General features: G+C 69.4%; 24 protein-coding genes. 12 read left to right on the forward strand and 12 right to left on the reverse strand.

The genetic code is table 11. The features are described 5' to 3' along the window. Window positions 1–33: 33 nt before the first annotated feature. The 3 genes from RWS82_RS05370 (at window position 34) to RWS82_RS05380 (ending at window position 2332) form a co-directional block, all read left to right on the forward strand. Window positions 34–585 carry a TetR/AcrR family transcriptional regulator gene (locus RWS82_RS05370; protein ID WP_314647627.1) on the forward strand — a complete coding sequence of 184 codons (552 nt, stop codon included), beginning with the start codon at window positions 34–36 and terminating at the stop codon, window positions 583–585. A 103-nt stretch (window positions 586–688) separates the two neighbouring features. Next, on the forward strand, window positions 689–2032 hold the full coding sequence (locus RWS82_RS05375) for an NAD(P)/FAD-dependent oxidoreductase (protein WP_314647629.1): 1344 nt from the start codon (window positions 689–691) through the stop codon (window positions 2030–2032). 108 nt (window positions 2033–2140) lie between these two features. After that, entirely contained in the window at window positions 2141–2332 is a 192-nt protein-coding gene (locus RWS82_RS05380) for a hypothetical protein (protein WP_314647630.1), read from the forward strand. Between the two features lie 62 nt (window positions 2333–2394). On the opposite strand, the gene RWS82_RS05385 is transcribed toward RWS82_RS05380, so the two are convergent. The 4 genes from RWS82_RS05385 to zapE form a co-directional block, all read right to left on the reverse strand. Further along, entirely contained in the window at window positions 2395–2778 is a 384-nt protein-coding gene (locus RWS82_RS05385) for an SPW repeat protein (protein ID WP_314647631.1), read from the reverse strand. Between the two features lie 88 nt (window positions 2779–2866). After that, a complete protein-coding gene (locus RWS82_RS05390) occupies window positions 2867–3433 on the reverse strand; it encodes a type II toxin-antitoxin system PemK/MazF family toxin (RefSeq protein ID WP_314647632.1) in 567 nt (188 codons plus the stop codon). 28 nt (window positions 3434–3461) lie between these two features. Beyond that, window positions 3462–4697 (reverse strand): ammonium transporter, encoded by a 1236-nt coding sequence (locus RWS82_RS05395; protein ID WP_314647633.1) that lies wholly within the window; start codon window positions 4695–4697, stop codon window positions 3462–3464. 114 nt (window positions 4698–4811) lie between these two features. Continuing rightward, window positions 4812–5855 (reverse strand): cell division protein ZapE, encoded by a 1044-nt coding sequence (gene zapE / locus RWS82_RS05400; RefSeq protein ID WP_314647635.1) that lies wholly within the window; start codon window positions 5853–5855, stop codon window positions 4812–4814. A 129-nt stretch (window positions 5856–5984) separates the two neighbouring features. Here zapE and RWS82_RS05405 point away from each other — a divergent pair, with 129 nt between their 5' ends. Together RWS82_RS05405 and RWS82_RS05410 are read left to right on the forward strand one after the other, a co-directional pair. Next, window positions 5985–6878: a sulfurtransferase gene (locus RWS82_RS05405; protein WP_314647636.1), complete on the forward strand. Its 894-nt coding sequence runs from the start codon at window positions 5985–5987 to the stop codon at window positions 6876–6878. 19 nt (window positions 6879–6897) lie between these two features. After that, a complete protein-coding gene (locus RWS82_RS05410; protein ID WP_314647638.1) occupies window positions 6898–7329 on the forward strand; it encodes a SufE family protein in 432 nt (143 codons plus the stop codon). Here RWS82_RS05410 and RWS82_RS05415 read toward each other — a convergent pair. Further along, a complete protein-coding gene (locus RWS82_RS05415; protein ID WP_314647640.1) occupies window positions 7313–8467 on the reverse strand; it encodes an alpha/beta fold hydrolase in 1155 nt (384 codons plus the stop codon). The genes RWS82_RS05410 and RWS82_RS05415 overlap by 17 nt on opposite strands. Before the next feature lie 25 nt (window positions 8468–8492). Between RWS82_RS05415 and RWS82_RS05420 the strand changes: the two genes are divergently transcribed. The 5 genes from RWS82_RS05420 to RWS82_RS05440 all read left to right on the forward strand — a co-directional run bounded on the left by RWS82_RS05420 (window position 8493) and on the right by RWS82_RS05440 (window position 14438). Beyond that, entirely contained in the window at window positions 8493–9074 is a 582-nt protein-coding gene (locus tag RWS82_RS05420; RefSeq protein ID WP_314647642.1) for a DUF3000 domain-containing protein, read from the forward strand. Continuing rightward, a complete protein-coding gene (locus RWS82_RS05425; RefSeq protein ID WP_314647645.1) occupies window positions 9067–10260 on the forward strand; it encodes an HRDC domain-containing protein in 1194 nt (397 codons plus the stop codon). The genes RWS82_RS05420 and RWS82_RS05425 overlap by 8 nt, the downstream gene beginning before the upstream one ends. Before the next feature lie 73 nt (window positions 10261–10333). Beyond that, on the forward strand, window positions 10334–11539 hold the full coding sequence (locus tag RWS82_RS05430; protein WP_314647646.1) for a thiolase family protein: 1206 nt from the start codon (window positions 10334–10336) through the stop codon (window positions 11537–11539). Then, window positions 11539–13707 carry a 3-hydroxyacyl-CoA dehydrogenase NAD-binding domain-containing protein gene (locus RWS82_RS05435; RefSeq protein ID WP_400190059.1) on the forward strand — a complete coding sequence of 723 codons (2169 nt, stop codon included), beginning with the start codon at window positions 11539–11541 and terminating at the stop codon, window positions 13705–13707. The genes RWS82_RS05430 and RWS82_RS05435 overlap by 1 nt, the downstream gene beginning before the upstream one ends. Window positions 13708–13826: 119 nt before the next feature. Then, window positions 13827–14438 carry a hypothetical protein gene (locus RWS82_RS05440; protein ID WP_314647648.1) on the forward strand — a complete coding sequence of 204 codons (612 nt, stop codon included), beginning with the start codon at window positions 13827–13829 and terminating at the stop codon, window positions 14436–14438. A gap of 39 nt (window positions 14439–14477) precedes the next feature. On the opposite strand, the gene dxs is transcribed toward RWS82_RS05440, so the two are convergent. The 5 genes from dxs to dut form a co-directional block, all read right to left on the reverse strand. Next, window positions 14478–16418, reverse strand: coding sequence for a 1-deoxy-D-xylulose-5-phosphate synthase (gene dxs / locus RWS82_RS05445; RefSeq protein ID WP_314647651.1), 1941 nt, complete (start codon window positions 16416–16418; stop codon window positions 14478–14480). A gap of 159 nt (window positions 16419–16577) precedes the next feature. Then, window positions 16578–19436 (reverse strand): aconitate hydratase, encoded by a 2859-nt coding sequence (locus tag RWS82_RS05450; protein WP_314647653.1) that lies wholly within the window; start codon window positions 19434–19436, stop codon window positions 16578–16580. A 155-nt stretch (window positions 19437–19591) separates the two neighbouring features. Beyond that, on the reverse strand, window positions 19592–20335 hold the full coding sequence (locus RWS82_RS05455) for a DUF3159 domain-containing protein (protein WP_314647655.1): 744 nt from the start codon (window positions 20333–20335) through the stop codon (window positions 19592–19594). Next, a complete protein-coding gene (locus tag RWS82_RS05460) occupies window positions 20332–20919 on the reverse strand; it encodes a DUF3710 domain-containing protein (RefSeq protein WP_314647656.1) in 588 nt (195 codons plus the stop codon). The genes RWS82_RS05455 and RWS82_RS05460 overlap by 4 nt, the downstream gene beginning before the upstream one ends. Next, entirely contained in the window at window positions 20912–21364 is a 453-nt protein-coding gene (gene dut / locus RWS82_RS05465; RefSeq protein ID WP_314647658.1) for a dUTP diphosphatase, read from the reverse strand. Before dut ends, RWS82_RS05460 begins: the two co-directional genes overlap by 8 nt. A gap of 12 nt (window positions 21365–21376) precedes the next feature. Between dut and RWS82_RS05470 the strand changes: the two genes are divergently transcribed. Further along, window positions 21377–21886 carry a DUF3093 family protein gene (locus tag RWS82_RS05470; RefSeq protein ID WP_314647659.1) on the forward strand — a complete coding sequence of 170 codons (510 nt, stop codon included), beginning with the start codon at window positions 21377–21379 and terminating at the stop codon, window positions 21884–21886. A gap of 37 nt (window positions 21887–21923) precedes the next feature. Here the strand turns inward: RWS82_RS05470 and RWS82_RS05475 are convergent, their stop codons facing one another. Continuing rightward, the gene (locus RWS82_RS05475; RefSeq protein WP_314648202.1) at window positions 21924–22217 is read right to left on the reverse strand and encodes a DUF4193 domain-containing protein; all 294 of its coding nucleotides are present in this window, start codon (window positions 22215–22217) and stop codon (window positions 21924–21926) included. A 196-nt stretch (window positions 22218–22413) separates the two neighbouring features. Between RWS82_RS05475 and sepH the strand changes: the two genes are divergently transcribed. Beyond that, window positions 22414–23493 carry a septation protein SepH gene (sepH, locus tag RWS82_RS05480; RefSeq protein WP_314647661.1) on the forward strand — a complete coding sequence of 360 codons (1080 nt, stop codon included), beginning with the start codon at window positions 22414–22416 and terminating at the stop codon, window positions 23491–23493. A gap of 42 nt (window positions 23494–23535) precedes the next feature. Here sepH and RWS82_RS05485 read toward each other — a convergent pair whose 3' ends face one another. After that, window positions 23536–24648: an alkaline phosphatase family protein gene (locus tag RWS82_RS05485; protein WP_314648203.1), complete on the reverse strand. Its 1113-nt coding sequence runs from the start codon at window positions 24646–24648 to the stop codon at window positions 23536–23538. Between the last annotated feature and the right edge of the window lie 27 nt (window positions 24649–24675).

Raw genomic sequence — 24675 nt, forward strand, 5'->3', positions numbered from 1 at the left:
TTGGATAGTTTCGTCCGTCACTACGCTGGGAGGATGGACGCACGGGCTCGGAGATCGCAGGAGCGCCTGCACGACGCCGTCCTCTCGCTGGCCGCCACCATGCCGATCGCCGACGTCACCGCGTCCGCGATCTGCGCACGCGCCGGCGTCGCACGCGACACCTTCTACCGGCACGCAGACAGCCCGGTCGACCTTCTCGCGCAGGCGCTGTCGGCCGAGATCGCGGAGTCGATGGAGATCCTCCCGCGCACCGACACGATCGGCGACGGGGAGCGGGCGCTGCTCGAACACGTGCGCCGCCGTGCCTGCGTCTACCGAGGAGCCATGCGACCCCTGCTGGCCGCTCCGATCCGCGACAATCTGGAACGCTCCATCCGATCCGGTCTCGAGCTCTGGGTGCAGCTGCGACCTCACATCGTGCCGCCCGCCATCGCCGCCGACCCCGATGCGATGGCATACGCCGTGGCGTACGCGGCCGCGGGGACCGTCGGAGCGATCGAGCAGTGGCTGCGCTCCGGAGACGACGACACCGACCGCGCTGTCGCTCGGATCCTCGCGGCCTCGCCGGAGTGGTGGCTGCGCTGAGATCGCGCCCACTCTCTCCGCGCTCTCCCTTCCTCCCGCTCCCCCGACCTCGCTAACGTCGGAGCGGAGGGGCTGCGCCGCGGCTCCGGTGAGGAAAATGCGCATGGAGAATGTCGACGTCATCGTGGTCGGAGCGGGCGTGGCGGGTCTGACCGCGGCTCGACTGCTCGAGATCGCCGGGCGTCGATGCGTTCTCCTCGAAGCGCGTGACCGCATCGGCGGTCGAGTGCACACCGATCGTTCCGGCGGCCGGGTGACCGACCTCGGCGCGTCGTGGATCCATGGCATCACCGACAGCCCGGTCGCCGCCGCCGCTGGGGCGTTCGGTCTGCGAACCGTCGAGTTCACCGTCGGCGGATATCAGCCCGACAGCCGCCCGATCGCCCACTACGGCCCGGACGGCGACCGGCTCAGCGAAGACGAGGCGCGGCGCTACATCGACGACATTCGAGCGGTCGACGCCGCGCTGCTCGGCACGATCGCCGCATCCGGCCCCGATGATTCGTATCGCGACGTCACCGAGGCCGCACTGGCCGCACAGGGATGGGATGCGGTGCGAACGCAGCGCGTACGGGAGTACCTCGAGCACCGCTCGGAGGAGCAGTACGGCGCCGGGATCGACGACCTGGCGGCGCACGGGCTCGACGACGATGCGATCGATGGCGACGAGGTCGTGTTCCCCGACGGGTACGACGAGCTGCCCGCGCACCTCGCGGAGGGCCTCGACGTGCGCCTGTCGACACCGTCGACGCGCGTCGAGTGGTCGACGGACGGCGTGGTCGTCCTCACCGAGCACGAGGTCTTCAGCGCACAGCAGGCGATCGTCACGGTTCCGGTCGGGGTGCTGCAGTCCGGTGACCTCGTGTTCTCCCCCGCTCTTCCCGACGCGCACGCCGCCGCACTGTCGAGGTTGGCGATGAACCGCTTCGAGAAGGTGTTCCTCCGCTTCCCCGAGCGCTTCTGGGACCGAGACGTCTACGCGATCCGCCAGCAGGGTCCGGAGGGCCGGTGGTGGCATTCGTGGTACGACCTCACCCGCCTCGACGGAGAGCCGACTCTGCTCACCTTCGCCGCCGGACCCGCCGCCGAGCAGACGGCGGACTGGGACGAGGAACGGCTCGTCGCCTCGGTGCTCGCTCAACTGCGCCGCCTGTACGGCGACAGCGTTCCCGCCCCGACGGCGATCCACCGGACCGCCTGGCAGCACGACCCGTGGTCGCGCGGCTCGTACGCCTTCATGCTCCCCGGCTCGACGACCGCCGATCACGACGACCTCGCCTCGCCCATCGGCGACCGGCTGCACCTCGCGGGCGAGGCCACGTGGACCGACGACCCCGCGACGGTGTCGGCGGCGCTGCTCTCCGGCCACCGCGCGGCGGAGCGTGTCGTCGGCAGGCCCCTGCCGATCGACGCACTCTGGGATGATGAGGCCGCTCGCTCCGTCTAACACGCGGCTCCTTCCCGCACCACCCCCTCGGCCCAGCGCGCTCGACCGGAGAGCATCGAAGGGCAGCGGCCACCCATACCGGGGCGGCCCGATCGAGAGGAGTGAGCGATGAGCGACATCGAGGACCAGAACCCGATCGCCGGAGCAGAGGACGACCGGATCGCCGGCGACGGCAGCGGAGACCCGAACAGCGACCGCGCCTTCCTGCAGGATCTGCCCCCAGCGCAGGACCAGCGCCTGGACGATTCCGAGGTCGACGTCACCGACCCGCTCGACGAGGACGACATCGACGGGGAGTGATCGCTCCCCCGCACGCACGAAGGCCCCCTCCTGCCAGGACAGGAGGGGGCCTTCTGCACGCATCAGGCTCGGGCGGTCCGAGGCGTGCTCGCCGGCTGCGGCTTCGAGAACAGCACGACGACGATGACCGCGATGCCGACGACGACGTGCGGCAGCCACACGTTCGGGGCTTCGGTCGAGAATCCGAAGATCCAGGGCGAGAGGGCGAGGAACAGGCTCGCGACGATGTCGAAGACGAGGTGCACCGGCATCGGGATGAATCCGAAGGGGCCCCACTCGTACTTCGTGAACAGGCTGTAGACGATCAGGCCGATGCCGAGCACGACCGGGATGATGACGGCGGGCCCGCCCATGGCGGCGAAGCCGAACAGCCAGGGGGCTGCGATCAGGGCGATGCCGACGACGTAGTCGAGGATGCCGTGGACCTTGGTGGGGATGAAACGCATGATGCCTCCTTGTGCGGGAACCGCGGGAGCGGCTCACAGGAGGTTCGGCACCCGCGCGCGATCGGATTGCCCCGATCTGCTCGAACGCTCACGACGGGCGTGTCGCGCGCCATCCGTATCGCTTCTGCAGCGCCGCGGCCACCCGGTCGAATCGCGACCTGGCGAGTACCGCGGCCTCCCGCCGAAGGCCCCGCTCGTGCACGCTGTAGAGCTGCTCGATGTCGACCCACGACTCTCGCCCCTGGGCATCCCACGCCCCTGATCCGATGGACAGGTAGTCCCGATCGCCGTCGTGCGGGCGCGATGTCAGACGCACCGCGTAGACCCGGTCCGCCGACGCGCGGCCGATGACGAGCACCGGACGGTCCTTCCCTCGCCCGTCGCCCTCCTCGTAGGGCACCCACGTCCACACGATCTCGCCCGCATCCGGGGCCCCATCGCGGTTCGGGGAGTACTCGACGACCAGGCTGCCGACCGCGCGCGGGTCGAGTCGTCTCGTCTCCGTCTGCGCCTCGCGCCCCGACGTGTCACGAGCGGGTTGCGGGCGCAGCACGGCCGAACGTCCCGGCGCCGTGCGGGGCCGGGACGTTCGGGGCGAGAGTGCGTCGAGCACTCTCCGGGTGATCGTGACGAGGATGCTCCGGGCTGAACTCACACGGTCACCCTAGTTGCTCGATCCGGGATCAGGCTCCGGTGAGGGCGTAGCCCTCCTCGCCGTGCACGACCGAGTCGACGCCGGCGATCTCGTCTTCGCTCGTGACGCGGAAGCCGATGGTCTTCTCGATCGCGAAGCCGATGATGAACGCCACCACGAAGGAGTAGATCAGCACGCCGCCCGCGGCGATGACCTGCACGACCAGCAGGCGCCAGTCGCCGCCGACGAACAGGCCCTGGCCCGTCGCGAAGAATCCGAGGTAGATCGTGCCGAGCAGGCCGCCCACCAGGTGGATGCCGACGACGTCGAGCGAGTCGTCGAACCCGAGACGGAACTTCAGCTCGACGGCCAGCGCGCAGAGCACACCGGCGACGGCGCCCAGCAGCAGCGCCCATCCGGGGGTCAGGTTCGCGCAGGCGGGGGTGATGGCCACGAGACCGGCGACCGCACCGGAGGCGGCGCCCACCGACGTGGGCTTGCCGTCCTTGATCTTCTCGATGAGGATCCAACCGAGGATGGCCGCCGCCGTCGCACCGAGGGTGTTGATCCCGATGAGGCCGACACCGCCCATGTCCTCGGCGAGCCACTCGGCGCCGGCGTTGAAACCGAACCAGCCGAACCACAGCAGCGCGGCGCCCAGCAGCGTCAGCGGCACGTTGTGCGGCTTGAGGATGCCCTTCTGGAAGCCGATGCGCTTGCCGAGGACGATCGCGAGGGCGAGCGCCGCCGCTCCGGCGTTGATGTGCACCGCGGTGCCGCCGGCGTAGTCGATGACCGCGATATCGCCCCCGGGGAAGAGCGTCTCACCGAGGTTCATGATCCAGCCGCCGCCCCACACCCAGGCGGCGATCGGGAAGTAGCCCACCGTGGCGAAGATGCCGGCGAAGATCAGCCAGGAGCCGAACTTGGCCCGGTCGGCGATCGCGCCCGAGATCAGGGCGACGGTGATGATCGCGAAGGTCGCGCCGTAGGCGACACCGAGGAGCGCGACGTTGGCGTCCGGGCCTTCGGCGAGGCCCGCGAGACCGAAGTCGGCGAACGGGTTGCCCGCGAACTGGGTCGGGCTTTCGACCGCGCTCATCGAGAAGCCGAACAGGATCCAGAGCACCGCCACCAGTCCGATGGAGCCGAAGCTCATCATCATCATGCTGACGACGCTCTTCGCCTTGACGAGTCCGCCGTAGAAGAACGCGACGCCGGGGGTCATGAGCAGCACCAGGGCGGTCGCGGTGATCGCCCAGGAGATGTTGCCGGGAGCATCCATGGAATACCTCACATCCGAGTAACTGAGAGCTTCAGTGTGGCGAGGCTCGGTTTCAGGGACGGGCGAGGTGTGTTTCCCCGGCGTTACACGCGGCGTCGGCGTGTAACCATCGCGTTACGCGGGGCTGGAATGCGTCAGTGCATTCAGCCGGGAGATCGCGCGGAGGTACTTCTTGCGGTATCCGCCGCCGAGCATCTCCTCGGCGAAGACCCGGTCGAGGCCGACCCCGGTCGCGAGGATGGGGATCTGCGCGTCGTAGACGCGATCGACGAAGGCGACGAAGCGCAGCGCCTCCGACTGATCGGTGAGGACGCGCACATCGCGGAGGCCGACGACCTCGAGCCCGTCGATCAGCCGGATGTAGCGCGAGGGGTGCACGCGAGCGAGGTGGGAGATGACGTCGTCGAACGCGTCGTCCGAGACCGACGACGATGCGGATGCGGTGGCGACGGCATCCGCGTACTGGTCGTCGGTGAGCACGACGGCGTGGCCGTCGATCGCGCGCTGCCGGAAGTCGACGCCGTCAATGCGCATCGTGCGGAAGCTGTCGGCCATCTGGTGGATCTCGCGAAGGAAGTCCTGCGCGGCGAATCGCCCCTCGCCCAGCGCGTTCGGCGGAGTGTTCGACGTCGCCGCGAGCTTCGATCCCGAGGCGACCAGCTCGCCCAGGAGCCGGGTCATGACCATGGTGTCGCCCGGATCGTCGAGCTCGAACTCGTCGATGCACAGCAGGTCGGCTCCGCGGAGGAGGGCGACGGTGTTCTTGTAGCCGAGAGCCCCGACGAGAGCCGTGTACTCGATGAACGAGCCGAAGTACTTCCTCCGCGCGGGCATCGCGTGGTAGATCGCCGCGAGGAGGTGCGTCTTGCCGACGCCGAATCCGCCGTCGAGGTACACACCCGGCTTGACCTCCGGTTCCTTCTTCGCCCGGCTGAACAGCCCGCCCCGCTTGGCGGGGGCACCGCGACCCGAGAACTGCAGGAGTGTCTGCTTCGCCTCCTCCTGCGAGGGGTACTCCGGGTCCGCGCGGTAGCTGTCGAAGGTCGCTCCGTCGAACTGCGGCGGCGGCACGAGGCTGGCCAGCATCTCGGGACCGCTGACCGCGGGCTGTCGATCACTGAGGCGCACGACGCCCGGGGTGCTCTTCGTGTCGGTCATTCGTTTCCTGTGTCGAAGTCTTACGAATCGGGCATCGGGGGCACCGAGGGGAACTATCGTCGAAGCGACGGATCCACACTACGCCGTCGTCGGCCCACCCTTCGCCCGCACACCCCCGAGGAGCGTCCCGTGACCATCGAGTTCGACACGTCGTCCGCCAAGTTCGCCGAGTACTCCGAGCCCGGACGTCTCGTCAGCACCCAGTGGCTGGCCGAGCACCTCGGTGAACCGGGACTCGTCGTCGTGGAGTCCGACGAAGACGTATTGCTCTACGAGACGGGACACATCCCGGGAGCGGTGAAAGTCGACTGGCACACCGAGCTGAACGACCCCGTGGTGCGCGACTACGTCGACGGCGAGGGGTTCGCCGCCCTCCTGAGCAGCAAGGGCATCTCCCGCGACGACACCGTCGTCATCTACGGCGACAAGAACAACTGGTGGGCCGCGTACGCGCTGTGGGTCTTCTCGCTCTTCGGCCACGAAGACGTGCGTCTGCTCGACGGCGGCCGCGACCGCTGGATCGCGGAGGGACGCGAGATCACACGTGAGAAGACGACCCGGCCCGCGACCGAGTATCCGGTCGTGGAGCGCGACGACTCCCTGCTCCGCGCCTACAAGGAGGACGTGCTCGCCCACATCGGCAAGCCGCTGATCGACGTGCGCTCGCCGGAGGAGTACAGCGGAGAGCGCACGAGCGCCCCCGCGTACCCGGAGGAAGGCGCTCTGCGCGCCGGCCACATCCCCACCGCGCAGAGCGTTCCGTGGGCCAAGGCCGTGGCCGAGGACGGCGGGTTCAAGAGCCGTGCGGAGCTCGACGCGATCTACCGCGAGGGTGCGGGGCTGACCGACGGCGACGAGGTCGTCGCATACTGCCGCATCGGGGAGCGGTCGAGCCACACGTGGTTCGTGCTGAAGCACCTGCTCGGATTCGAGAACGTGCGCAACTACGACGGATCGTGGACCGAGTGGGGCAGCGCGGTGCGTGTGCCGATCGCCACCGGATCCGAGCCCGGCACACTCTGAGCGTGTGAGAATGGCGGGGATGAGCGACACCCACGTTCCCGACACCCTCGCCGAGATCCGCGACTCGTTCCTCGAGACGCCGGAGGCCGATCGTCTGCTGCTCCTGCTCGAGTTCGCCGACGAATTGCCCCCGGTCTCCCCCAACGTGGCCGAGCATCCGGAGATGTGCGAGCGGGTGGCCGAGTGCCAGTCCCCCGTCTACATCTACGTGGAGGTCATCGACGACCGGGTCGTCATGCACGCCACGGCTCCCCCGGAGGCGCCGACCACGCGCGGGTTCGCGAGCATCCTCGCCCAGGGCATCACGGGCCTCACTCCCGACGAGGTTCTGGCGATCCCCGACGACTACCCGCAGTCGATCGGCCTGACGAAGGCCGTCTCCCCGCTGCGCATCGGGGGCATGACGGGCATGCTCATGCGGGCGAAGAAGCAGGTCAGGCAGAAGCGCTGAAGCCTCGCGCCCGCAGCCAGTCGGTGATCGCCGACGACCATCCCGCCTCGTCGTGGTTCCAGATCTTCGTGTGCCGCGCTCCGGAGATGCGCGGCATCGTGACGATGTCGGGGCGTGCGTCGTGCAGGGCGCGCGACGGCGCGGAGGGCACGTATCCGTCATCGTCGCTGTGCAGGATGAGCATGGGCGCGGTGAGGTCATCCGCCCGTGCGACCATGTCGAGCCGATCGAACGGGATCGCCTCCTCCGCGCCGCTCAACCGCGCGCCGAGTGGATGCATGAGGGCGCGCATCGCGAGGGTGGGCAGCGGAGCGCGCAGGCCGATCTGGCCGGCCTGGAAGCGCAGCACGCTGCGCCAGTCCACCACGGGCGAATCGAGGATGAGTCCGGCGATCCGGTCGCGGTGACCGGAGTTCACGGCCGTCTGCAGCGCGATCGCCCCACCCATGGACCAGCCCATGAGGATGACCTGGTCGGCACCGTGACGGAGCGCGTAGGCGACGGCCGCATCGACGTCGCGCCACTCCGCGGCACCGAGCGCGTAGGCGCCCGAGCGACTGCGCGGGGCCTCGCCGTCGTTGCGATAGGAGACGAGGAGGGTGGGCAGGCCCGCCGCATGCAGCACCGGCACGGCCCTCAGGCACTCGCCCCGGGTGGTGCCGCGACCGTGCACCTGGATGACCCAGGTCCGTGACGCGGCGGGGAAGAACCAGGCGGGGCAGGGGCCCGCGGGCGACCCGATGAGGACGTTCTGCCAGGGAAGGTGCAGTTCGGCGGGAGCGGCGTAGTACCACCCGCTGAAACCCGCCTCCGCGTCGACGCGCGCGCCGGGCTCGATCTGCGTGAGCAGTTTCCGCCGGACGGTCGTGGCGTCGGCACTGAGCACGGCGCCCAGCTTCACGTAGCCGTACGTCCCGGTCGTGTACAGGCCGTATCGCCCGGGAAGCTCGGTGTCGAGTGTGCGGGCGAGCTCGATGGTCTGCGACCCGGTGTCGATCGACAGGATGCGGGTGTTGGGGCGGCCCGACGACGGGACGACCACCCGGCGGGCGACGCCGAGCACGAGGAACGACGCGGCCGCACCCAGCAGCGCGAAGATCGGGAGGACGAGCGCGACGGCGTGCCTGAGACTCTTCATCGCCTCCTGACTCTAGCCTGTTGCCGTGACCGCACCCCCCGATGCCGGGAGCCCCTTCGACAGCGCCACGGCAGAATTGCGCACGACGGTGTTCCGCGACGACATCGCCGTCCGAGAGATTCCCGCGCCGACCGGGCTCGCCCCGTTCGCGATCGCCCTGGCCGCCGATGTGCGCCCGGACGCCAATGGCGAGTCGGCCTACGGCACCGGGCGGTTCATCCTCCTGCACGATCCGGACGAGCCGGCCGGCTGGGGCGGTGCGTGGCGCATCGTGATCTTCGCGCAAGCCCCGCTGGAGACCGAGATCGGCACCGATCCGCTTCTCGCGGATGTGACGTGGTCGTGGCTGATCGACGCGCTCGACTCTCGCGACGCCGTCTACGCGGCCGCATCGGGAACCTCGACCAAGACCCTTTCGAAGGGCTTCGGGGGCCTCGCCCTCGAAGGCGATGGCGCCCAGATAGAATTGCGGGCGTCCTGGTCTCCCGAAGGACCCTTCCCCCCGCACGTCGAGGCATGGGCCGAACTGGTCGGGATGCTGGCGGGACTTCCGCCCGGCTCCGAGGGCATCGCCGTGATCGGCGCGCGAAAGGCTGTACGTGACTGAATACTCCGTGATCTCCGACGTCGAGGAGTTCCGCGCCGCCTGCGCCACCCTCGCGAACGGCGAGGGGCCCGTCGCGGTCGATGTCGAGCGCGCATCCGGTTTCCGATACTCGCAGCGCGCATATCTGGTCCAGGTCTTCCGTCGCGACGCCGGGGTGTTCCTGTTCGATCCGCCCGCGATCGGAGACTTCTCGCCACTCGCCGACGCCATCGGCGACCTCGAATGGGTGCTCCACGCGGCCAGCCAGGACCTGCCGTCGCTGCGCGAGCTCGGACTCGATCCGCACACGATCTTCGACACCGAGCTCGCATCGCGGCTGCTCGGGCACGAGCGCGTCGGGCTCGCTGCGGTCGTCGAGCACACGCTGGGCATCACACTCAAGAAAGAGCACTCGGCCGCCGACTGGTCGACGCGACCGCTTCCGGACGCCTGGCTCGAGTACGCCGCCCTCGATGTGCTGCACCTCGTCGACGTCCGCGACGCCCTCGTCGCCGAGCTCGAGGAGCAGGGGAAGACCGCCTTCGCCGCGGAGGAGTTCCAGGCGACGCTCGCGCGTCTCCCGAAAGCGCCCCGAGAAGACCCGTGGCGGCGCCTGAGCGGCCTGCATCAGGTGCGTGGGGCGCGCAATCTCGCAGTGGCACGATCGCTCTGGCACGCGCGCGAGCTGTTCGCTCAGCAGCAGGACGTCTCCCCCGGGCGTCTCGTTCCCGACCGTTCGCTCGTCGCGGCGGTGCTCGCCAACCCGCAGAGCAAGCAGGCTCTCGCCGGTGTGAAGGACTTCCAGGGGCGCGCGAGCCGCTCGCAGCTCGACCGCTGGTGGCAGGCGATCGTCGAGGGGCGCGCGAGCGAGGAACTGCCCCGGGAACGGGTGCCGAGCGATGCCCTCCCGCCTCCGCGCGCCTGGGCCGATCGCAACCCCGAGGCCGACGCACGGCTGAAGGCGGCGCGGCCGGTGGTCGAGCAGATCGCCGAGGGGCTTCACATGCCCACCGAGAATCTGCTCACGCCCGAATACTTGCGTCGAGTGGCGTGGTCACCGTCGGGAGACTCGGTCGACGACATCGCGCACGACCTCGCCCTGCTCGGCGCCCGCCCGTGGCAGGTTGCACAGACCGCACAGAAGATCGCGGATGCTTTTGTAGAGGCCGCGCAACGACCCGACGAGGCGTCCGCCACCGCTTCGTAGGTTCGATCCAACCGATTCCTCCCCGTTTCGGGGCCTCCATAAACTGAGGCCACCGCACAAACTTGGAGGCAGAGTGGCCGAGATCTCGGACGTCTTCTTCGTCGATGGAGTGCGCACCCCCTTCGGGCGCGCCGGCGAAAAGGGCATGTACTGGAACACCCGAGCCGATGACCTCGCCGTGAAGGCGACCATCGGTCTCATGGAGCGGAATCAGGCCGTGCCGGCCGACCGCATCGACGATGTCGCGATCGCGGCGACCTCCCAGACCGGCGACCAGGGGCTGACCCTCGGTCGCTCCGTGGCGATCCTCGCCGGCCTGCCGCAGACGGTACCGGGCCTCGCGGTCGAGCGGATGTGCGCGGGCGCGATGACGAGCGTGACGACGATGGGCGCGTCGATCGGTGTGGGCATGTACGACCTCGCCCTGGCCGGCGGAGTCGAGCACATGGGTCACCACCCGATCGGCGGGAACGCCGACCCCAACCCGCGCTTCGTGGCGGAGAAGATGGTCGACCCCGGCGCGCTCAACATGGGCGTGACCGCCGAGCGCATCTTCGACCGCTTCCCGCACCTCACGAAGGAGCGCTCGGACCGTTACGGCATGCTCAGCCAGCACAAGGTGCAGGCGGCCTACGACGCCGGCAAGATCCAGCCCGACCTCGTCTCGGTCGCGATCAAGGGCGCCGACGGCGCCTGGGGCCTCGCCACCGAGGACGAGGGACGTCGACCGCAGACCACGATGGAAGACCTCGCCGCGCTGAAGACCCCCTTCCGTCCGCACGGGCGCGTGACGGCGGGCACCTCGTCGCCGCTCACCGATGGCGCCACCATGTCGCTGCTTGCGGGCGGACGCGCCGTGAAGGAGCTCGGCCTCGCACCGAAGATGCGGATGGTCTCCTTCGCCTTCGCCGGGGTCCAGCCCGAGATCATGGGCATCGGACCCATCCCCTCCACCGAGAAGGCGCTGCGCAAGGCCGGACTCGACATCTCCGACATCGGCCTGTTCGAGCTCAATGAGGCCTTCGCGATTCAGGTCATCTCCCTGCTCGACCACTTCGGCATCGCCGACGACGACCCCCGGGTCAACCAGTGGGGCGGCGCGATCGCCGTGGGTCACCCTCTCGCCGCATCCGGTGTGCGGCTGATGATCCAGCTCGCGGCGCAGTTCGCCGAGCGCCCGGACGTGCGCTACGGCCTCACCGCGATGTGCGTCGGCCTGGGTCAGGGCGGTTCGGTCATCTGGGAGAACCCGCACTACAACGGCAAGAAGCGGAAGTGATGAGCAGCATGGCGAACACGGTCTCCGAGCAGTACGCGAACGTCGACTTCTCCCCCATTCGGGCACTGACCGACGGCGAGGTCGTCACGCAGTCCCCCGTCCGCGACATCCGCCTGCCTTCGGGCAAGGTGCTCGCGCTGATCACGCTCGACAACGGGCGCGACCACACCCGTCCCAACACCCTCGGACCCGCGACGCTCACGCAGCTCGGGGAGACGCTCGACGGGCTCGCCGCCCGCGCAGCGGCCGGCGAGATCGACGCCGTGGGCGTCACGGGCAAGCAGTACATCCTCGCCGCGGGCGCCGACCTCTCCGACATCGGCAAGGTCGGATCCCGCGACCACGCGCGGCTCATCGCACAGCTCGGCCACACGGTGCTCGGGCGGTTCGGCGAGCTGGGTGTGCCGACCTTCGCATTCGTGAACGGGCTCGCGCTCGGGGGCGGGCTCGAGATCGCTCTGAACTCCACCTATCGCACGGTCGACGCCTCCGCCGCCGCGATCGCCCTGCCGGAGGTCTTCCTCGGCATCATCCCGGGGTGGGGTGGCGCGTACCTCCTGCCGAACCTGATCGGCATCGAGAACGCCCTTGAGGTGATCATCTCGAACCCGCTCAAGCAGAACCGCATGCTGAAGCCGCAGCAGGCGTTCGATCTGGGGATCGTCGACGCGATCTTCCCGGCCGCGAACTACCTCGAGGACTCGCTGGCGTGGGCCGACGAGGTGCTCGGCGGCAGGAAGGTCGAACGCAAGAATCAGCCCGGCAAGATCGAGCGCCTCACCAAGTGGCCCATCGCCATCAAGATGGCCCGCGGCATGCTCGAGTCGAAGATCGGGAGTGTGCCGAAGTCGCCGTACGTCGCGCTGGACCTGCTCGACAAGGCGAAGAGCGGTACGAAGGCCGAGGGCTTCGCGCGGGAGGACGAGGCGCTCGCCGACCTCGTCACGGGCGATCAGTTCGCGGCGTCCATGTACGCCTTCGACCTCGTGCAGAAGCGAGCGAAGCGGCCCGTGGGCGCTCCCGACAAGCAGCTCGCCAAGAAGGTGACGAAGGTCGGCATCATCGGCGCCGGTCTGATGGCGAGCCAGTTCGCTCTGCTGTTCGTGCGCAAGCTGCAGGTGCCGGTGCTGATCACCGACCTCGACCAGGCGCGCGTCGACAAGGGCGTGGCGTACATCCATGACGAGATCGGGAAGCTCGAGGCCAAGGGCCGCGTCGACGCGGACACCGCCAACAAGCTGCGCGGACTCGTGACCGGGACGACCGACAAGACGCTCTACGCCGACTGCGACTTCGTGATCGAGGCGGTGTTCGAGGAGGTCGGCGTGAAGCAGCAGGTCTTCGGCGAGATCGAGACGATCATCGCCGACGACGCGATCCTCGCCACCAACACGTCTTCGCTGTCGGTCGAGGAGATCGGCGCGAAGCTGGCGCATCCGGAGCGCCTGGTCGGGTTCCACTTCTTCAACCCGGTCGCCGTCATGCCCCTCATCGAGATCGTCAAGACGCCGACCACGTCAGACGCTGCCCTCTCGACGGCGTTCGTGGTGGCGCGCGGGCTCGGGAAGAACGCCGTGCTCACGGCCGACGCGCCCGGCTTCGTCGTCAATCGCCTGTTGGCGAAGGTGATGGGCGAGGCCGCGCGAGCCGTCTACGAGGGCACCCCGATCGTCGATGTGGAGAAGGCGTTCGCACCCCTCGGGCTCCCGATGGGGCCGTTCCAACTCATCGACCTCGTCGGCTGGAAGGTGGCGGCGCACGTGCAGGACACGATGGCGTCGACGTTCCCCGACCGGTTCTACGCGAACGACAACTTTCATGCGCTCGCGGAGCTGGACGCCGTGGTCGAGAAGGACAAGGGCGGCCGGGTCACCGGGTGGACGAAGCAGGCGGAGAAGATCCTGAAGCCCGCGGTCGGCACGTCGCCGGCCTCGAACGAGACGATCCTGCAGCGCGTGCAGGACGGCTTGGCTGACGAGATCAAGCGGATGCTGGACGAGGGCGTCGTTCCCGAGGTCGAGGACATCGATCTGTGCCTCATCCTCGGGGCGGGCTGGCCGTTCATCGACGGCGGGGCGTCGCCCTACCTCGACCGCGAGGGCGCATCCGAGCGGGCCTTCGGGGGCTCGTTCCACACCCCGCAGATCCGCGGCGTCGCTCACCGCTGACGCACCCGAACGACGGAAGGGGCCGTGCCGACAGGCGCGGCCCCTTCTGCGTGCGAGCGGCGTCCGTTATGTTCTGACCATGTTCAACAAGAGCCGCGGACGCAGGCGGAGGTGCGGTCATGAGCGACGGCGCTGAGCCCAGAGTCGACCCGGACCCGCGTACTCTCCGCACGCCGCAGCAGCCGATGGCGTTCACTCCCGATGAGCTGCTCCGGGGCGGGGGCACCGTCTGGTTGATCTTCGTGCTGCTGCTGAGCGCAGCCGTGCTCGTCTCGGCGGTCGCGTCGTCGGTACTGAACGGGGCAAGCCCCACCGATCTCGACCCCTGGCTGCTCACCGCTCCGATCGTCGTCGCCATCTTCGCGGGAATACCGGCCGGCGTCGTGATGGTGTTCGGCATGCTCGGCGTGCGCCCTCTCGCGACGGCGATGCGACGCGTTCGGTCGATCCCCGTCCACCTCGCCGTGTACACGTCTCTCGGGCTGCTCATCGGCGCGCTCTATCTGTCTGTCGCCACGGGCGGGAGTGTCTTTCGTGTCGTCGACTCCCCGCCCTGGGGTTTCCTCACCGTCTCCCCCGCTCTGGCAGCCACAGTGGCGGTTCCGCTCGGCTGGTGGCTGACGATGCGTCGTGCACGGCGCGATGACGCTCGCGCCCTGCGGGCGGTCGGCGCCGCTCAGCGCGACCCCGGCGCCGCCGTCGACGGCGGGTCTGACGGACCTGTCTGCTGACGCCCTTCCTAGCGCCGAAGGAACCGACGAGCGTCGGTGTCAGGAGCGCTCGTGCAGCGGAAGGTCGACCGCGCCGGTCTCGGCGGCGTTGCGCGCCACCGGGATGCGCGTACCCAGCACCTGCGAGACCACGTCCTGGGCGATCTTCGGTGCCGTGAGGCCGGCCTCGGTCAGGATCTGGTCGCGGGATGCGTGATCGATGAACTCGTCGGGCAGACCGAGCTCGTCGACCGCGGTGTCGATCCCAGCCTCGCGCAGCACTTGTCGCACGCGCGTGCCGATGCCACCGACACGGATGCCGTCCTCGAGCGTGATGACGAGACGGTGGCGAGCGGCGAGGGCGACCACGGAAGGCTGGACCGGAATGGCCCAGCGCGGGTCGACGACCGTCGCACCGATCCCCTGGGCGCGCAGACGGTTCGCCACATCCATCGCGAGCTCCGCGAACGGGCCGATCGCGACGATGAGCACGTCCTCCGATTCGCCGCGCGCGAGCACGTCGACGCCGTCGTGCAGTCGCTCGAGGGCGGGCAGCTCGGCCGCGACCTCGCCCTTCGGGAAACGGATCACGGTCGGCGCGTCATCGACCTCGACGGCCTCGTCGAGCGCCTCGGTCAGGCGGACGCCGTCGCGCGGCGCGGCGATGCGGATGTGCGGAACGATCTGCAGCATCGCGAGGTCCCACATGCCGTGATGACTGGGACCATCGGGACCCGTCACGCCCGCACGGTCGAGCACGAAGGTCACGCCGGCGCGGTGCAGGGCGACGTCCATGAGCACCTGATCGAACGCGCGGCCCATGAAGGTGGCGTACACCGCGACCACGGGGTGCAGGCCGCCGAAGGCCAGACCTGCCGCGGACGCCACCGCGTGCTGCTCCGCGATGCCGACGTCGTAGACGCGCGTCGGGAAACGTTCGGCGAACGGGGCGAGACCGGTCGGACGCAGCATCGCGGCGGTCATCGCGATGACCTCCGGCTTGCGCTCGCCGACCGCCACCAGCGACTCCGAGAACACGTCGGTCCAGCCGCGACCTCCGGCGCCGAGCGTCTCGCCCGTCACGGGGTCGATCTTGCCGACCGCGTGGAACTGGTCGGCGACGTCGTCCCGGGCGGGCTGATAGCCGCGGCCCTTCTCGGTGATCGCATGCACGATGACGGGTGCACCGTACGACTTCGCGAGTTCGAGCGTCTCGATGAGGGCGGGAAGGTCATGACCGTCGACCGGGCCCAGGTACTTGATGTCGAGGTTGGAGTACAGCGCCTCGTTGTTGGTGAAGCGGGACAGGAAGCCGTGCGTCCCGCCCCGGACACCGCGGAAGACCGCGCGGCCGATCGGCCCGAACGCCCGGAACAGCCGGTCGGACTTGTGGTGCAGGTCTTTGTAGGCGGCGGCGGTTCGAACGCGGTTGAGGTAGCGCGACATGCCGCCGATGGTCGGGGCGTAGGAGCGCCCGTTGTCGTTCACGACGATGACGAGGTTGCGGTCGTTGTCGTCGGAGATGTTGTTGAGCGCCTCCCAGGTCATCCCCCCGGTGAGGGCACCGTCGCCGACGACGGCGATCACGTGCCGGTCGCCGCGTCCCGTGGCGGTGAGTGCGCGCGAGACCCCGTCGGCCCAGCTCAACGAGCTCGACGCGTGCGACGACTCGACGACGTCGTGCGGGCTCTCCGCCCGCTGCGGGTAGCCCGCGATGCCGCCCTTGACGCGCAGGTGGGAGAAGTCCTGCCGCCCCGTCAGGAGCTTGTGCACGTACGACTGGTGACCGGTGTCGAAGATGAAGGGGTCGTCGGGCGACGAGAAGACGCGATGGAGAGCGACGGTGAGCTCGACGACGCCGAGGTTCGGCCCGAGGTGACCGCCGGTGCGGGCGACGTTCTCGACGAGGAACTCGCGGATCTCCTGTGCGAGCTCGATCAGCTGCTTCTCGGTCAGACCATCGAGGTCCCTGGGTCCGGAGATGCTCGGAAGAATGGGCATCGGCACTCCCTCACCTGTTCGTCGGATGCGTTCCGCCCGCGTCGCGGCCGCCTGATCGATCGTACCGCTCCCACCGATGAAAGCCCCGTGAGGCACACCCCCTGGAACGACGGAAGGGGCCCGGCTATGATCCGCCGGGCCCCTCCGTTCGATGTCCGATCAGACGAGCGAACGCAGAACGTACTGCAGGATGCCGCCGTTGCGGTAGTAGTCCGCCTCACCGGGGGTGTCGATGCGCACGACCGCGTCGAACTCGACCGTCTGCTTGCCCTCGGGCGAGTCCTCGCTCGGAGCGGCGGTGACGCGCACCGTCTTCGGCGTGACGCCGTTGTTCAGCTCTTCCAGGCCCGAGATCGAGACGATCTCGGTGCCGTCGAGGCCGAGCGACTCCCAGCTCTCGCCCGCGGGGAACTGCAGCGGAACGACGCCCATTCCGATGAGGTTGGAGCGGTGGATGCGCTCGAAGCTCTCGGTGATGACCGCCTTGACGCCCAGCAGGCTGGTGCCCTTGGCCGCCCAGTCGCGCGACGAGCCCGAGCCGTACTCCTTGCCGCCGAACACGACGAGCGGGGTGCCCTGCTCCTGGTAGTTCATGCACGCGTCGTAGATGTACGACTGCGGTCCGCCCGGCTTCGTGAAGTCGCGCGTGTAACCGCCCTCGACGACCTGGCCGTCGTTCACGGCCGAGACCATGACGTTCTTGAGCCGGATGTTCGCGAAGGTGCCGCGGATCATCACCTCGTGGTTGCCGCGACGCGAGCCGAAGGAGTTGAAGTCCTTGCGGTCGACGCCGTGCTCGGTGAGGTACTGGGCCGCGGGCGTGCCCGGCTTGATGTTGCCGGCGGGCGAGATGTGGTCGGTGGTGACCGAGTCGCCGAGCGTCGCCATGACACGGGCGCCCTCGATGTCCTTCACCGGGGTGAGTTCCATCGTCATGCCGTCGAAGTACGGGGCCTTGCGCACGTACGTCGAGTTCTCGTCCCACTGGAACGTGGCGTCGTCGGGGGTCGGGAGGCTCTTCCAGCGCTCGTCGCCCTCGAACACCGTGGCGTACTGCTTGATGAACTGCTCGCGCGAGATCGACGAGTCGACGATCTCCTGAACCTCGTCCGGGGTCGGCCAGATGTCCTTGAGGAACACGTCCTGACCGTCGGAACCCTTGCCCAGAGCATCCGACTCGAAATCGAAGTGCATCGACCCGGCCAGTGCGTACGCGATGACGAGCGGGGGGCTGGCGAGGTAGTTCATCTTCACGTCGGGGCTGATGCGCCCCTCGAAGTTGCGGTTACCCGAGAGAACGGCGGTGACGGCGAGGTCGTGCTCGTTGATCGCCTCGGAGACCTCTTCGATCAGCGGGCCGGAGTTTCCGATGCAGATGGTGCATCCGTAACCCACGGTGTAGAACCCGAGGCCCTCGAGGTCCTTGTCGAGGCCGGACTTCTCGTAGTAGTCGGTGACGACCTTCGAGCCCGGGCCGAGCGTGGTCTTGACCCACGGCTTCTGCTTCAGGCCCTTCTCACGCGCCTTGCGGGCGACGAGACCGGCGGCGATCATCACCGACGGGTTCGAGGTGTTGGTGCACGAGGTGATCGCCGCGAGGGTGACAGCGCCGTTGTCGAGGAGGTACTGCTCCCCCGAGGGCGTGGTGACCTTGACCGGGTTCGACGCCGAGTGGGCTCCACCCGACGCGAGCAGAGTGCCGGCGGCGTGCTCGTGCTGGTGCGAGACGCCCTCTTCCGAGATGTGCTCGTGCTCCACACCCGGCGTGGTGCCGGGGTCGGATGCCGGGAAGGTGCCCTCGACCTCGACGGTGTCCTCGGTGGCGCCGGCGTAGTTGAGGATGTCCTGCTCGAACTGCGTCTTGGCCTCGGACAGCAGGATGCGGTCCTGGGGGCGCTTCGGGCCGGCGATCGACGGCACGACCGTGCCGAGGTCGAGCTCGAGGTACTCGCTGAAGACGGGTTCGTGCGAGGGGTCGTGCCAGAGCTGCTGCTCCTTGGCGTACGCCTCGACGAGCGCGACGGCTTCCTCGCTGCGACCGGTGAGACGCAGGTAGTCGAGCGTGACGTCGTCGATCGGGAACATGGCGGCGGTCGAGCCGAACTCCGGGCTCATGTTGCCGATCGTGGCACGGTTCGCGAGCGGCACCGATGCGACGCCCTCGCCGTAGAACTCGACGAATTTGCCGACCACGCCGTGCTGGCGCAGCATCTCGGTGATCGTGAGCACGACGTCGGTCGCGGTGACGCCGGCGGGGATGTCGCCGGAGAGCTTGAAGCCCACCACGCGCGGGATGAGCATCGACACGGGCTGGCCGAGCATCGCGGCCTCGGCCTCGATGCCGCCCACGCCCCACCCGAGCACGCCGAGGCCGTTGACCATGGTGGTGTGCGAGTCGGTGCCGACGCAGGTGTCGGGGTAGGCCTGCAGGACGCCGCCGTTGGTGCGGTCGTAGATGACCTTGGCCAGGTGCTCGATGTTGACCTGGTGCACGATGCCGGTGCCGGGGGGCACGACCTTGAAGTCCTGGAATGCCGTCTGTCCCCAGCGGAGGAACTGGTACCGCTCGCCGTTGCGCTCGTACTCGATCTCGACGTTGCGCTCGAGGGCGTTCTCCGAGCCGAAGAGGTCGGCGATCACCGAGTGGTCGATGACCATCTCGGCCGGCGACAGCGGGTTGATCTTGTTGGCGTCTCCGCCGAGGGCCGTGACCGCCTCGCGCATCGTGGCGAGGTCGACGATGCACGGAACACCCGTGAAGTCCTGCATCACGACGCGAGCTGGCGTGAACTGGATCTCGGTGTTCGGCTCGGCCGCGGCATCCCACGAACCGAGTGCCTCGATCTGGGCCTTCGTGACGTTCGCACCGTCTTCGGTGCGGAGAAGGTTCTCGAGCAGCACCTTGAGGCTGAACGGGAGCTTGTCGAAACCGGGCACCGTGTCGATGCGGAAGATCTCGTAGTCGGTGCTGCCGACCGTCAGGGTGCTCTGGGCACCGAAGCTGTTCACCGTGGACACGATTCCGTCTCCTTCTGATCTGAGGGGCGCGACAGGCGCTTCCATCTTGCTCGCCTCGAAGGCGCCGCGGCTAGCAAGGCGGACCTAACCAGTCTGCGCCCTGCGAACCTCCGAGCAGAAGCCCTTCGATTTATCTTGATATCAAGATAAATCTATCACGGCCGCTGCGTGGTCTCCGCAGGCGCGGCTGCCGTGTTCGACGGATAGAGCGCACGCACCACGAGCCAGGTCACCGCGACCATCGGGGCGAACAGCGGCAGACCCATGACGAGCTTGAGGGTGCCGAGCGCCGTGACCTGCTCGGTGAGGTAGAGCGGCAACTGCACGGCGAGCCGCGCGAAGAACAGCGCCGACCACGCCACGCCCAGCCAGAGGAAGGCGCGCCGCTTGCGACGGTCCCGCCGCCACGCGGTGCCCTCCCCCATCAGAAAGCCAGCGGCCACGCCGATCAGCGACCAGCCGACGAGGGCCGTCACCAGGAGCACCGTGCCGTACGCGGCGTTCGTGATGAGGCCGGGGACGAAGTTGTCCTGCGCGCGACCGGTCCACAGCGCCAGGCCCGCCGCGGCGCCCGCCGCCACGAGTCCGCCGATCGCGGCGGACGGCGGCGACTTTTGCAGCAGCCGGATGATCGTGAACACCGCGGCGAGTCCCACCGACACGCCGAGCGAGAGCAGCAGGGGCTCAGGGCGCAGAGTGAAGAGAACCACGAACGCGAGGCTCGGCAGGACCGACTCGAGGATGCCGCGCCATCCGCCGATCGCCGACCACACCACGGTGTGCGCGCGGGAACCATCGGACGCGTCCACGCCCGCGCGCCGCGCGGCACCGCTGATCGCGGCGCCGAAGATCTCGGAGGCCGACTGCTCTCCCTCGCCGCGACGGTCGGTGTCGCTCACGCGGATCCCGGCGTGGCGGGCATCTTCAGCGGGATCAGGTCGCGCGGCGGCATCGGCGCTCCGCCGCGCACGACCACGATCGACCGGAAGAGGTCCTCCACCTTCTCGGCGGCATCCGGGTCGGAGGCGGCGGCGCCGCCGATCACCCCGCGCAGGAACCAGCGCGGACCATCGACGCCCACGAAGCGGGCGAGCCGGAGTGTCGAGCCCTCGGCCGCCGCGGCGGGAACCTCGGCGAGCAGCTCCTTGCCGAGCGCGCCCTCGCGCTCCTCGACGCGGCCGCCCTGCGCCTTCACCTGATCGCGCAGCTGCACGCGGGTCTCGTCCCAGAGGCCGCCGGAGCGCGGTGCCGCGAACGGCTGCACCTGCAGCGACGAGTCGGCGTAGTCCAGGCCGACCGCGACGATGCGCTTCGACTGCTCCTCGACCTCGAGCCGCAGATTGAGGCCTTCGCGCGGGAGGATCTTGATGCCGCCGAGGTCGATGTAGGGCCGGACGGGGTTCGCCTCGGAATCGTCGAACGGCCCCTCGGTCGCACGGTTCGACGGCGCGGACTTGTCGGGGGTGGGGGTGATGTCAGTCATTGCTCTTCCCTGCCTGATAGCCGGTGGATCCGAAGCCGCCTTCGCCGCGCACGCTCTCGGGGAGCTCGTCGACCGGGTGGAACACGGCACGTGTCACCGGCATGACGAGGAGCTGCGCGATGCGGTCTCCGACGGCCACATCGTACGCGCTCTCGGTGTCGGTGTTGATCAGGCTCACCTTGATCTCGCCGCGGTAGCCCGCGTCCACCGTGCCCGGGGAGTTGACGATCGAGATTCCGTGCTTCGCGGCGAGCCCGCTGCGCGGAACGACGAACGCGGCGTACCCCTCGGGCAGCGCGATGCGTACGCCGGTGCCGACGAGGGCGCGGGCCCCGGGCTCCAGACGCACCGCTTCCGCAGCCGTGAGGTCCGCCCCCGCGTCGCCCGGGTGCGCGTACGTGGGAACGCGAGCGGCGATAATGGGGACATCAACGGAATCGGTCACCCCATGAGGCTAATGCAGAACACCACGACGGACGCCCGCCCCCGCTACCGCGAGAGGCTGTCGCCGAGCATCCGGATGCTCGTCACGGTCGCGCTCGCCGGCCCGATGGTCGCCCTCGTGTTCGTGCCGGTCGGATCGACCGTCGCGCTCGTCGTCGGAGCGGCCGTCGCCGCGATCCTCGTGACCCTGATCGTGCTGCTCGCACCCGTCGTCGAGGTCTCCCACCGGGAACTCCGCGCCGGCCGCGCCCACATCGACGTCTCGTTCCTCGGCGATCCCGTCGCCCTCACCGGCGCCGAGGCGAAGGAAGCGCGCGGGCCGGGACTCCCCGCTCGGGGGTGGCATCTGATCCGCGGCGGCATCGACGGGCTGGTGGTGGTTCCCAACGACGACGACGCCGATCCCGTCGCGGCGTGGACCATCTCGAGCCGTACGCCCGACCGTCTGGCCGTCGCGCTGCGTGCGGCCCGCGCCGAGGCCGCGGTCCTCGACGCCGCCCCAGAGACGACAACGCGCCCCTGACCTCGGAGGTCGGGGCGCGTGATTCGTCGCGCGGGACTCAGGCCGCGCATTCCTTGCAGATCGGACCCGAGGCGTCCTCGTGGTCGAGCTGCGAACGGTGCTTCACGAGGAAGCAGTTCATGCACGTGAACTCATCCTGCTGAGCCGGGAGCACGACGACATCGAGCTCGAGGTCGGAGAGGTCGGCGCCGGGCAGGTCGAAGCTGGACGGGTTGTCGGAGTCCTCGTCGCCGGTGGTGCCGGCGAGCTTGTCGGGAACGCGCTCCTTCAGGGCTTCGATCGACTCGGAGTCGTCTTCGCTCTTACGGGGGGCGTCGTAGTCGGTTGCCATGCGGTAGATCTCCACATTCATGGTGCGAGTGGTGGTGCGCCGTCGGGTAATCGGCGGCCATAGTTTGCATGACGGGGAAACATTTAGCAAATGCGCCCGCATCGCCTGACGAAACTCGCGGCGCGCCCACGTTATTCCCGCTCGGACCGGGAGTCGCGTGACACCATGAACGCACACCCATCAGAGGGGCATTCGCATGGAAAACGTCACCATCGTCGGCACGGAGGCAGGGGTCCTCGTGCTCGCGACAGAGTCGGGCGAGCGGTTCGCGCTGGCCATCGACGACGTGCTGCGCCGCGAGTTGCGGCGAGCCACCCGCCAGACGGAGCCGTCGGCTGCGCGCCTCGCCGCCAGCCCGCGCGACATCCAGGCGCAGATCCGCGCCGGACTCACGACCGCCGAGGTGGCCGAGCTCCTGGGCATCGCCGTCGAAGACGTCGCACGCTTCGAGGGGCCCGTTCTCGCCGAACGCGAGCACGTCATCGGTCAGGCCCTGGCCGTCCCCGTGCTCATCGGCAGCGAGGTCGAACCCGACGCCCAGCCGACCTTCGGCACGGCCATCCGCGCCAAGCTCGTCGAGGTCGCAGCCACCGCCGAGCGGTGGGCGAGCTGGAAGGACGAGAGCGGCTGGATCATCAAGCTCGAGTTCAGCGCGAACGACGTCGAGCATGATGCGCGCTGGAGCTTCGACCCGCGCCGGAGTGCCCTGTCACCACTGAACTCCGATGCCGCTCAGCTGTCGCGCCAGGGGTCGCTGCCGGAGGGGCTCATCCCTCGGCTGCGCGCCGTCGAGCCCGAGCGCTCCGCATCGCCCTACAAGGACGACAGCCGGTTCGACTCTGGCGCTTTCGGCCCCCGGCTCGTGCCCGCCCCCGAGGCGGAGGTCGAGGAACCCGACCTCCCGGAACGCTCGAACGCCGCGGCGCAGGACGCCGCGATCAAGCGCGCTCCGGAGACGCCCACCACCACTCCCGAGACGGCCGACCTGCTGGAGGCGCTGCGGCGCCGCCGCGGGCAGCGCGAGAGCGCGCCGATGGTCGACGCCCCGGTGGAGCGGGCGCAACCTGCACCCTCCGCGCCTCCCGCGCGGCAGGAGACGAACCCCATCGCGATCTTCGACGCGGCGTTCGAAGACGATGACGCGGAATCCGACGACACTCGTCCTGCCCGCACCGAGTCGGGCGGCGAGTCGACCGACTCGTCGAACCGCCGCCGCCGCCGCAACGCGATGCCCTCGTGGGACGAGATCGTCTTCGGAGCCCGCACCGACGAGTGACCTCCGCGGTCGACCTGCTGCCGGGCATCCCCGGCAGCCACTTCAGCGGGCGAACGCCCCGAGAGCGATCGACGGCACCTGACGTTCCTCGGGCGTCAGACCGCCGTGCTGGCCGATCATGCCCCGCGCCCTCTGGTCTGCGGCCGTGCCGTCGTAGATCGCCCGGTTGCCCCTCGGCACCGCGATGAGGTCGCCGATGCGCGCGGCGGAGTCCGGCGTCACGCGCGGGCCGAACAGCCCCGCATCGACGGCATCCTGGCGGGTCGCCACATCGGCGAGACCGTCGAGATCGGCGCGCCAACGATCGGCGACCTCGGTGGGCGACGCATCCGGTTCGACGTAGGCGTGGATCATGCGCGGTTCCCCGGCCAGCCACCGCACTCCGCGCAGATGCGTCTCGTCGAGGATGAGCTGCCGATCGGCCGGCACGTCGAGCATCCCGTGATCCGAAGTCACGAGCACTCCCACTCCCGCCGGCACCGATCGCGAGAGCGCCGCATCGATGTCTTCGAGGGCGGCGACCCACTCGCCGGAGGCCACGCCGTGGCGATGTCCGGCCTTGTCGACCTCCGGCAGGTAGCAGTAGACGACCGACCCGGGGTTCCGCTCCGCGAGTTCGTACGCGGCACCCACGCGATCGCGAGCGGTTCCCGCCGACGAGAACGTCGAGCCGCGGAGGGTCGCGCGGCTGAACCCGCTGTGCGCGTAGGCGGCCAACCCGACGGCGAACGCGCCGCGGCCCTCGGCGACCGCGCGCTCGAAGATCGTGGGGGCCGTCTGCCAGGCCACGGGGTCGACGCCGGCGGACTCCCATCCGGAGAGCTGGTTGACCGGGACGTCGCGCTCGGGGTCGCGCACCTGGTAGCCGACGAGCCCGTGCTCCCCCGGCCAGGCACCGGTGAGGATGCTCGTCAGCGCTGCCGCGGTGGTCGACGGGAACACCGACGTGGCGACGCTCTTCCGTGTCATGGCCGTCGAGAGCGTGCGCGCGTGGCCGGAATGCGCCCGTAAGGAGAGCGCACCGAGCCCGTCGATCACCACGAGCACGACCGACGATGCCGCCGGGAGGGTGCCTCCGCCCCCGTTCAGCGCCGAGAAGAGGTCGTCCGCCACCCCGACGACGCTCCGGGCTGCAGCGGACTCGGACGGTAGCATGAGGGACACCCGAGCCAGTCTGACACA

This window comes from uncultured Microbacterium sp. (assembly GCF_963528945.1).
Lineage (GTDB): Bacteria > Actinomycetota > Actinomycetes > Actinomycetales > Microbacteriaceae > Microbacterium.

What these genes read in the sequence shown, in the direction of transcription:
- RWS82_RS05460 (WP_314647656.1), bottom strand. Translation starts at nt 20,919, where the DNA reads ATGACTGACATCACCCCCACCCCCGACAAGTCCGCGCCGTCGAACCGT.
- RWS82_RS05395 (WP_314647633.1), bottom strand. Translation starts at nt 4,697, where the DNA reads ATGGATGCTCCCGGCAACATCTCCTGGGCGATCACCGCGACCGCCCTG.
- RWS82_RS05375 (WP_314647629.1), top strand. Translation starts at nt 689, where the DNA reads ATGGAGAATGTCGACGTCATCGTGGTCGGAGCGGGCGTGGCGGGTCTG.
- RWS82_RS05370 (WP_314647627.1), top strand. Translation starts at nt 34, where the DNA reads ATGGACGCACGGGCTCGGAGATCGCAGGAGCGCCTGCACGACGCCGTC.
- sepH (WP_314647661.1), top strand. Translation starts at nt 22,414, where the DNA reads ATGGAAAACGTCACCATCGTCGGCACGGAGGCAGGGGTCCTCGTGCTC.
- RWS82_RS05470 (WP_314647659.1), top strand. Translation starts at nt 21,377, where the DNA reads ATGCAGAACACCACGACGGACGCCCGCCCCCGCTACCGCGAGAGGCTG.
- RWS82_RS05435 (WP_400190059.1), top strand. Translation starts at nt 11,539, where the DNA reads ATGAGCAGCATGGCGAACACGGTCTCCGAGCAGTACGCGAACGTCGAC.
- RWS82_RS05440 (WP_314647648.1), top strand. Translation starts at nt 13,827, where the DNA reads ATGAGCGACGGCGCTGAGCCCAGAGTCGACCCGGACCCGCGTACTCTC.
- RWS82_RS05380 (WP_314647630.1), top strand. Translation starts at nt 2,141, where the DNA reads ATGAGCGACATCGAGGACCAGAACCCGATCGCCGGAGCAGAGGACGAC.
- zapE (WP_314647635.1), bottom strand. Translation starts at nt 5,855, where the DNA reads ATGACCGACACGAAGAGCACCCCGGGCGTCGTGCGCCTCAGTGATCGA.
- RWS82_RS05475 (WP_314648202.1), bottom strand. Translation starts at nt 22,217, where the DNA reads ATGGCAACCGACTACGACGCCCCCCGTAAGAGCGAAGACGACTCCGAG.
- RWS82_RS05415 (WP_314647640.1), bottom strand. Translation starts at nt 8,467, where the DNA reads ATGAAGAGTCTCAGGCACGCCGTCGCGCTCGTCCTCCCGATCTTCGCG.
- RWS82_RS05385 (WP_314647631.1), bottom strand. Translation starts at nt 2,778, where the DNA reads ATGCGTTTCATCCCCACCAAGGTCCACGGCATCCTCGACTACGTCGTC.
- RWS82_RS05410 (WP_314647638.1), top strand. Translation starts at nt 6,898, where the DNA reads ATGAGCGACACCCACGTTCCCGACACCCTCGCCGAGATCCGCGACTCG.
- RWS82_RS05485 (WP_314648203.1), bottom strand. Translation starts at nt 24,648, where the DNA reads ATGCTACCGTCCGAGTCCGCTGCAGCCCGGAGCGTCGTCGGGGTGGCG.
- dxs (WP_314647651.1), bottom strand. Translation starts at nt 16,418, where the DNA reads ATGCCCATTCTTCCGAGCATCTCCGGACCCAGGGACCTCGATGGTCTG.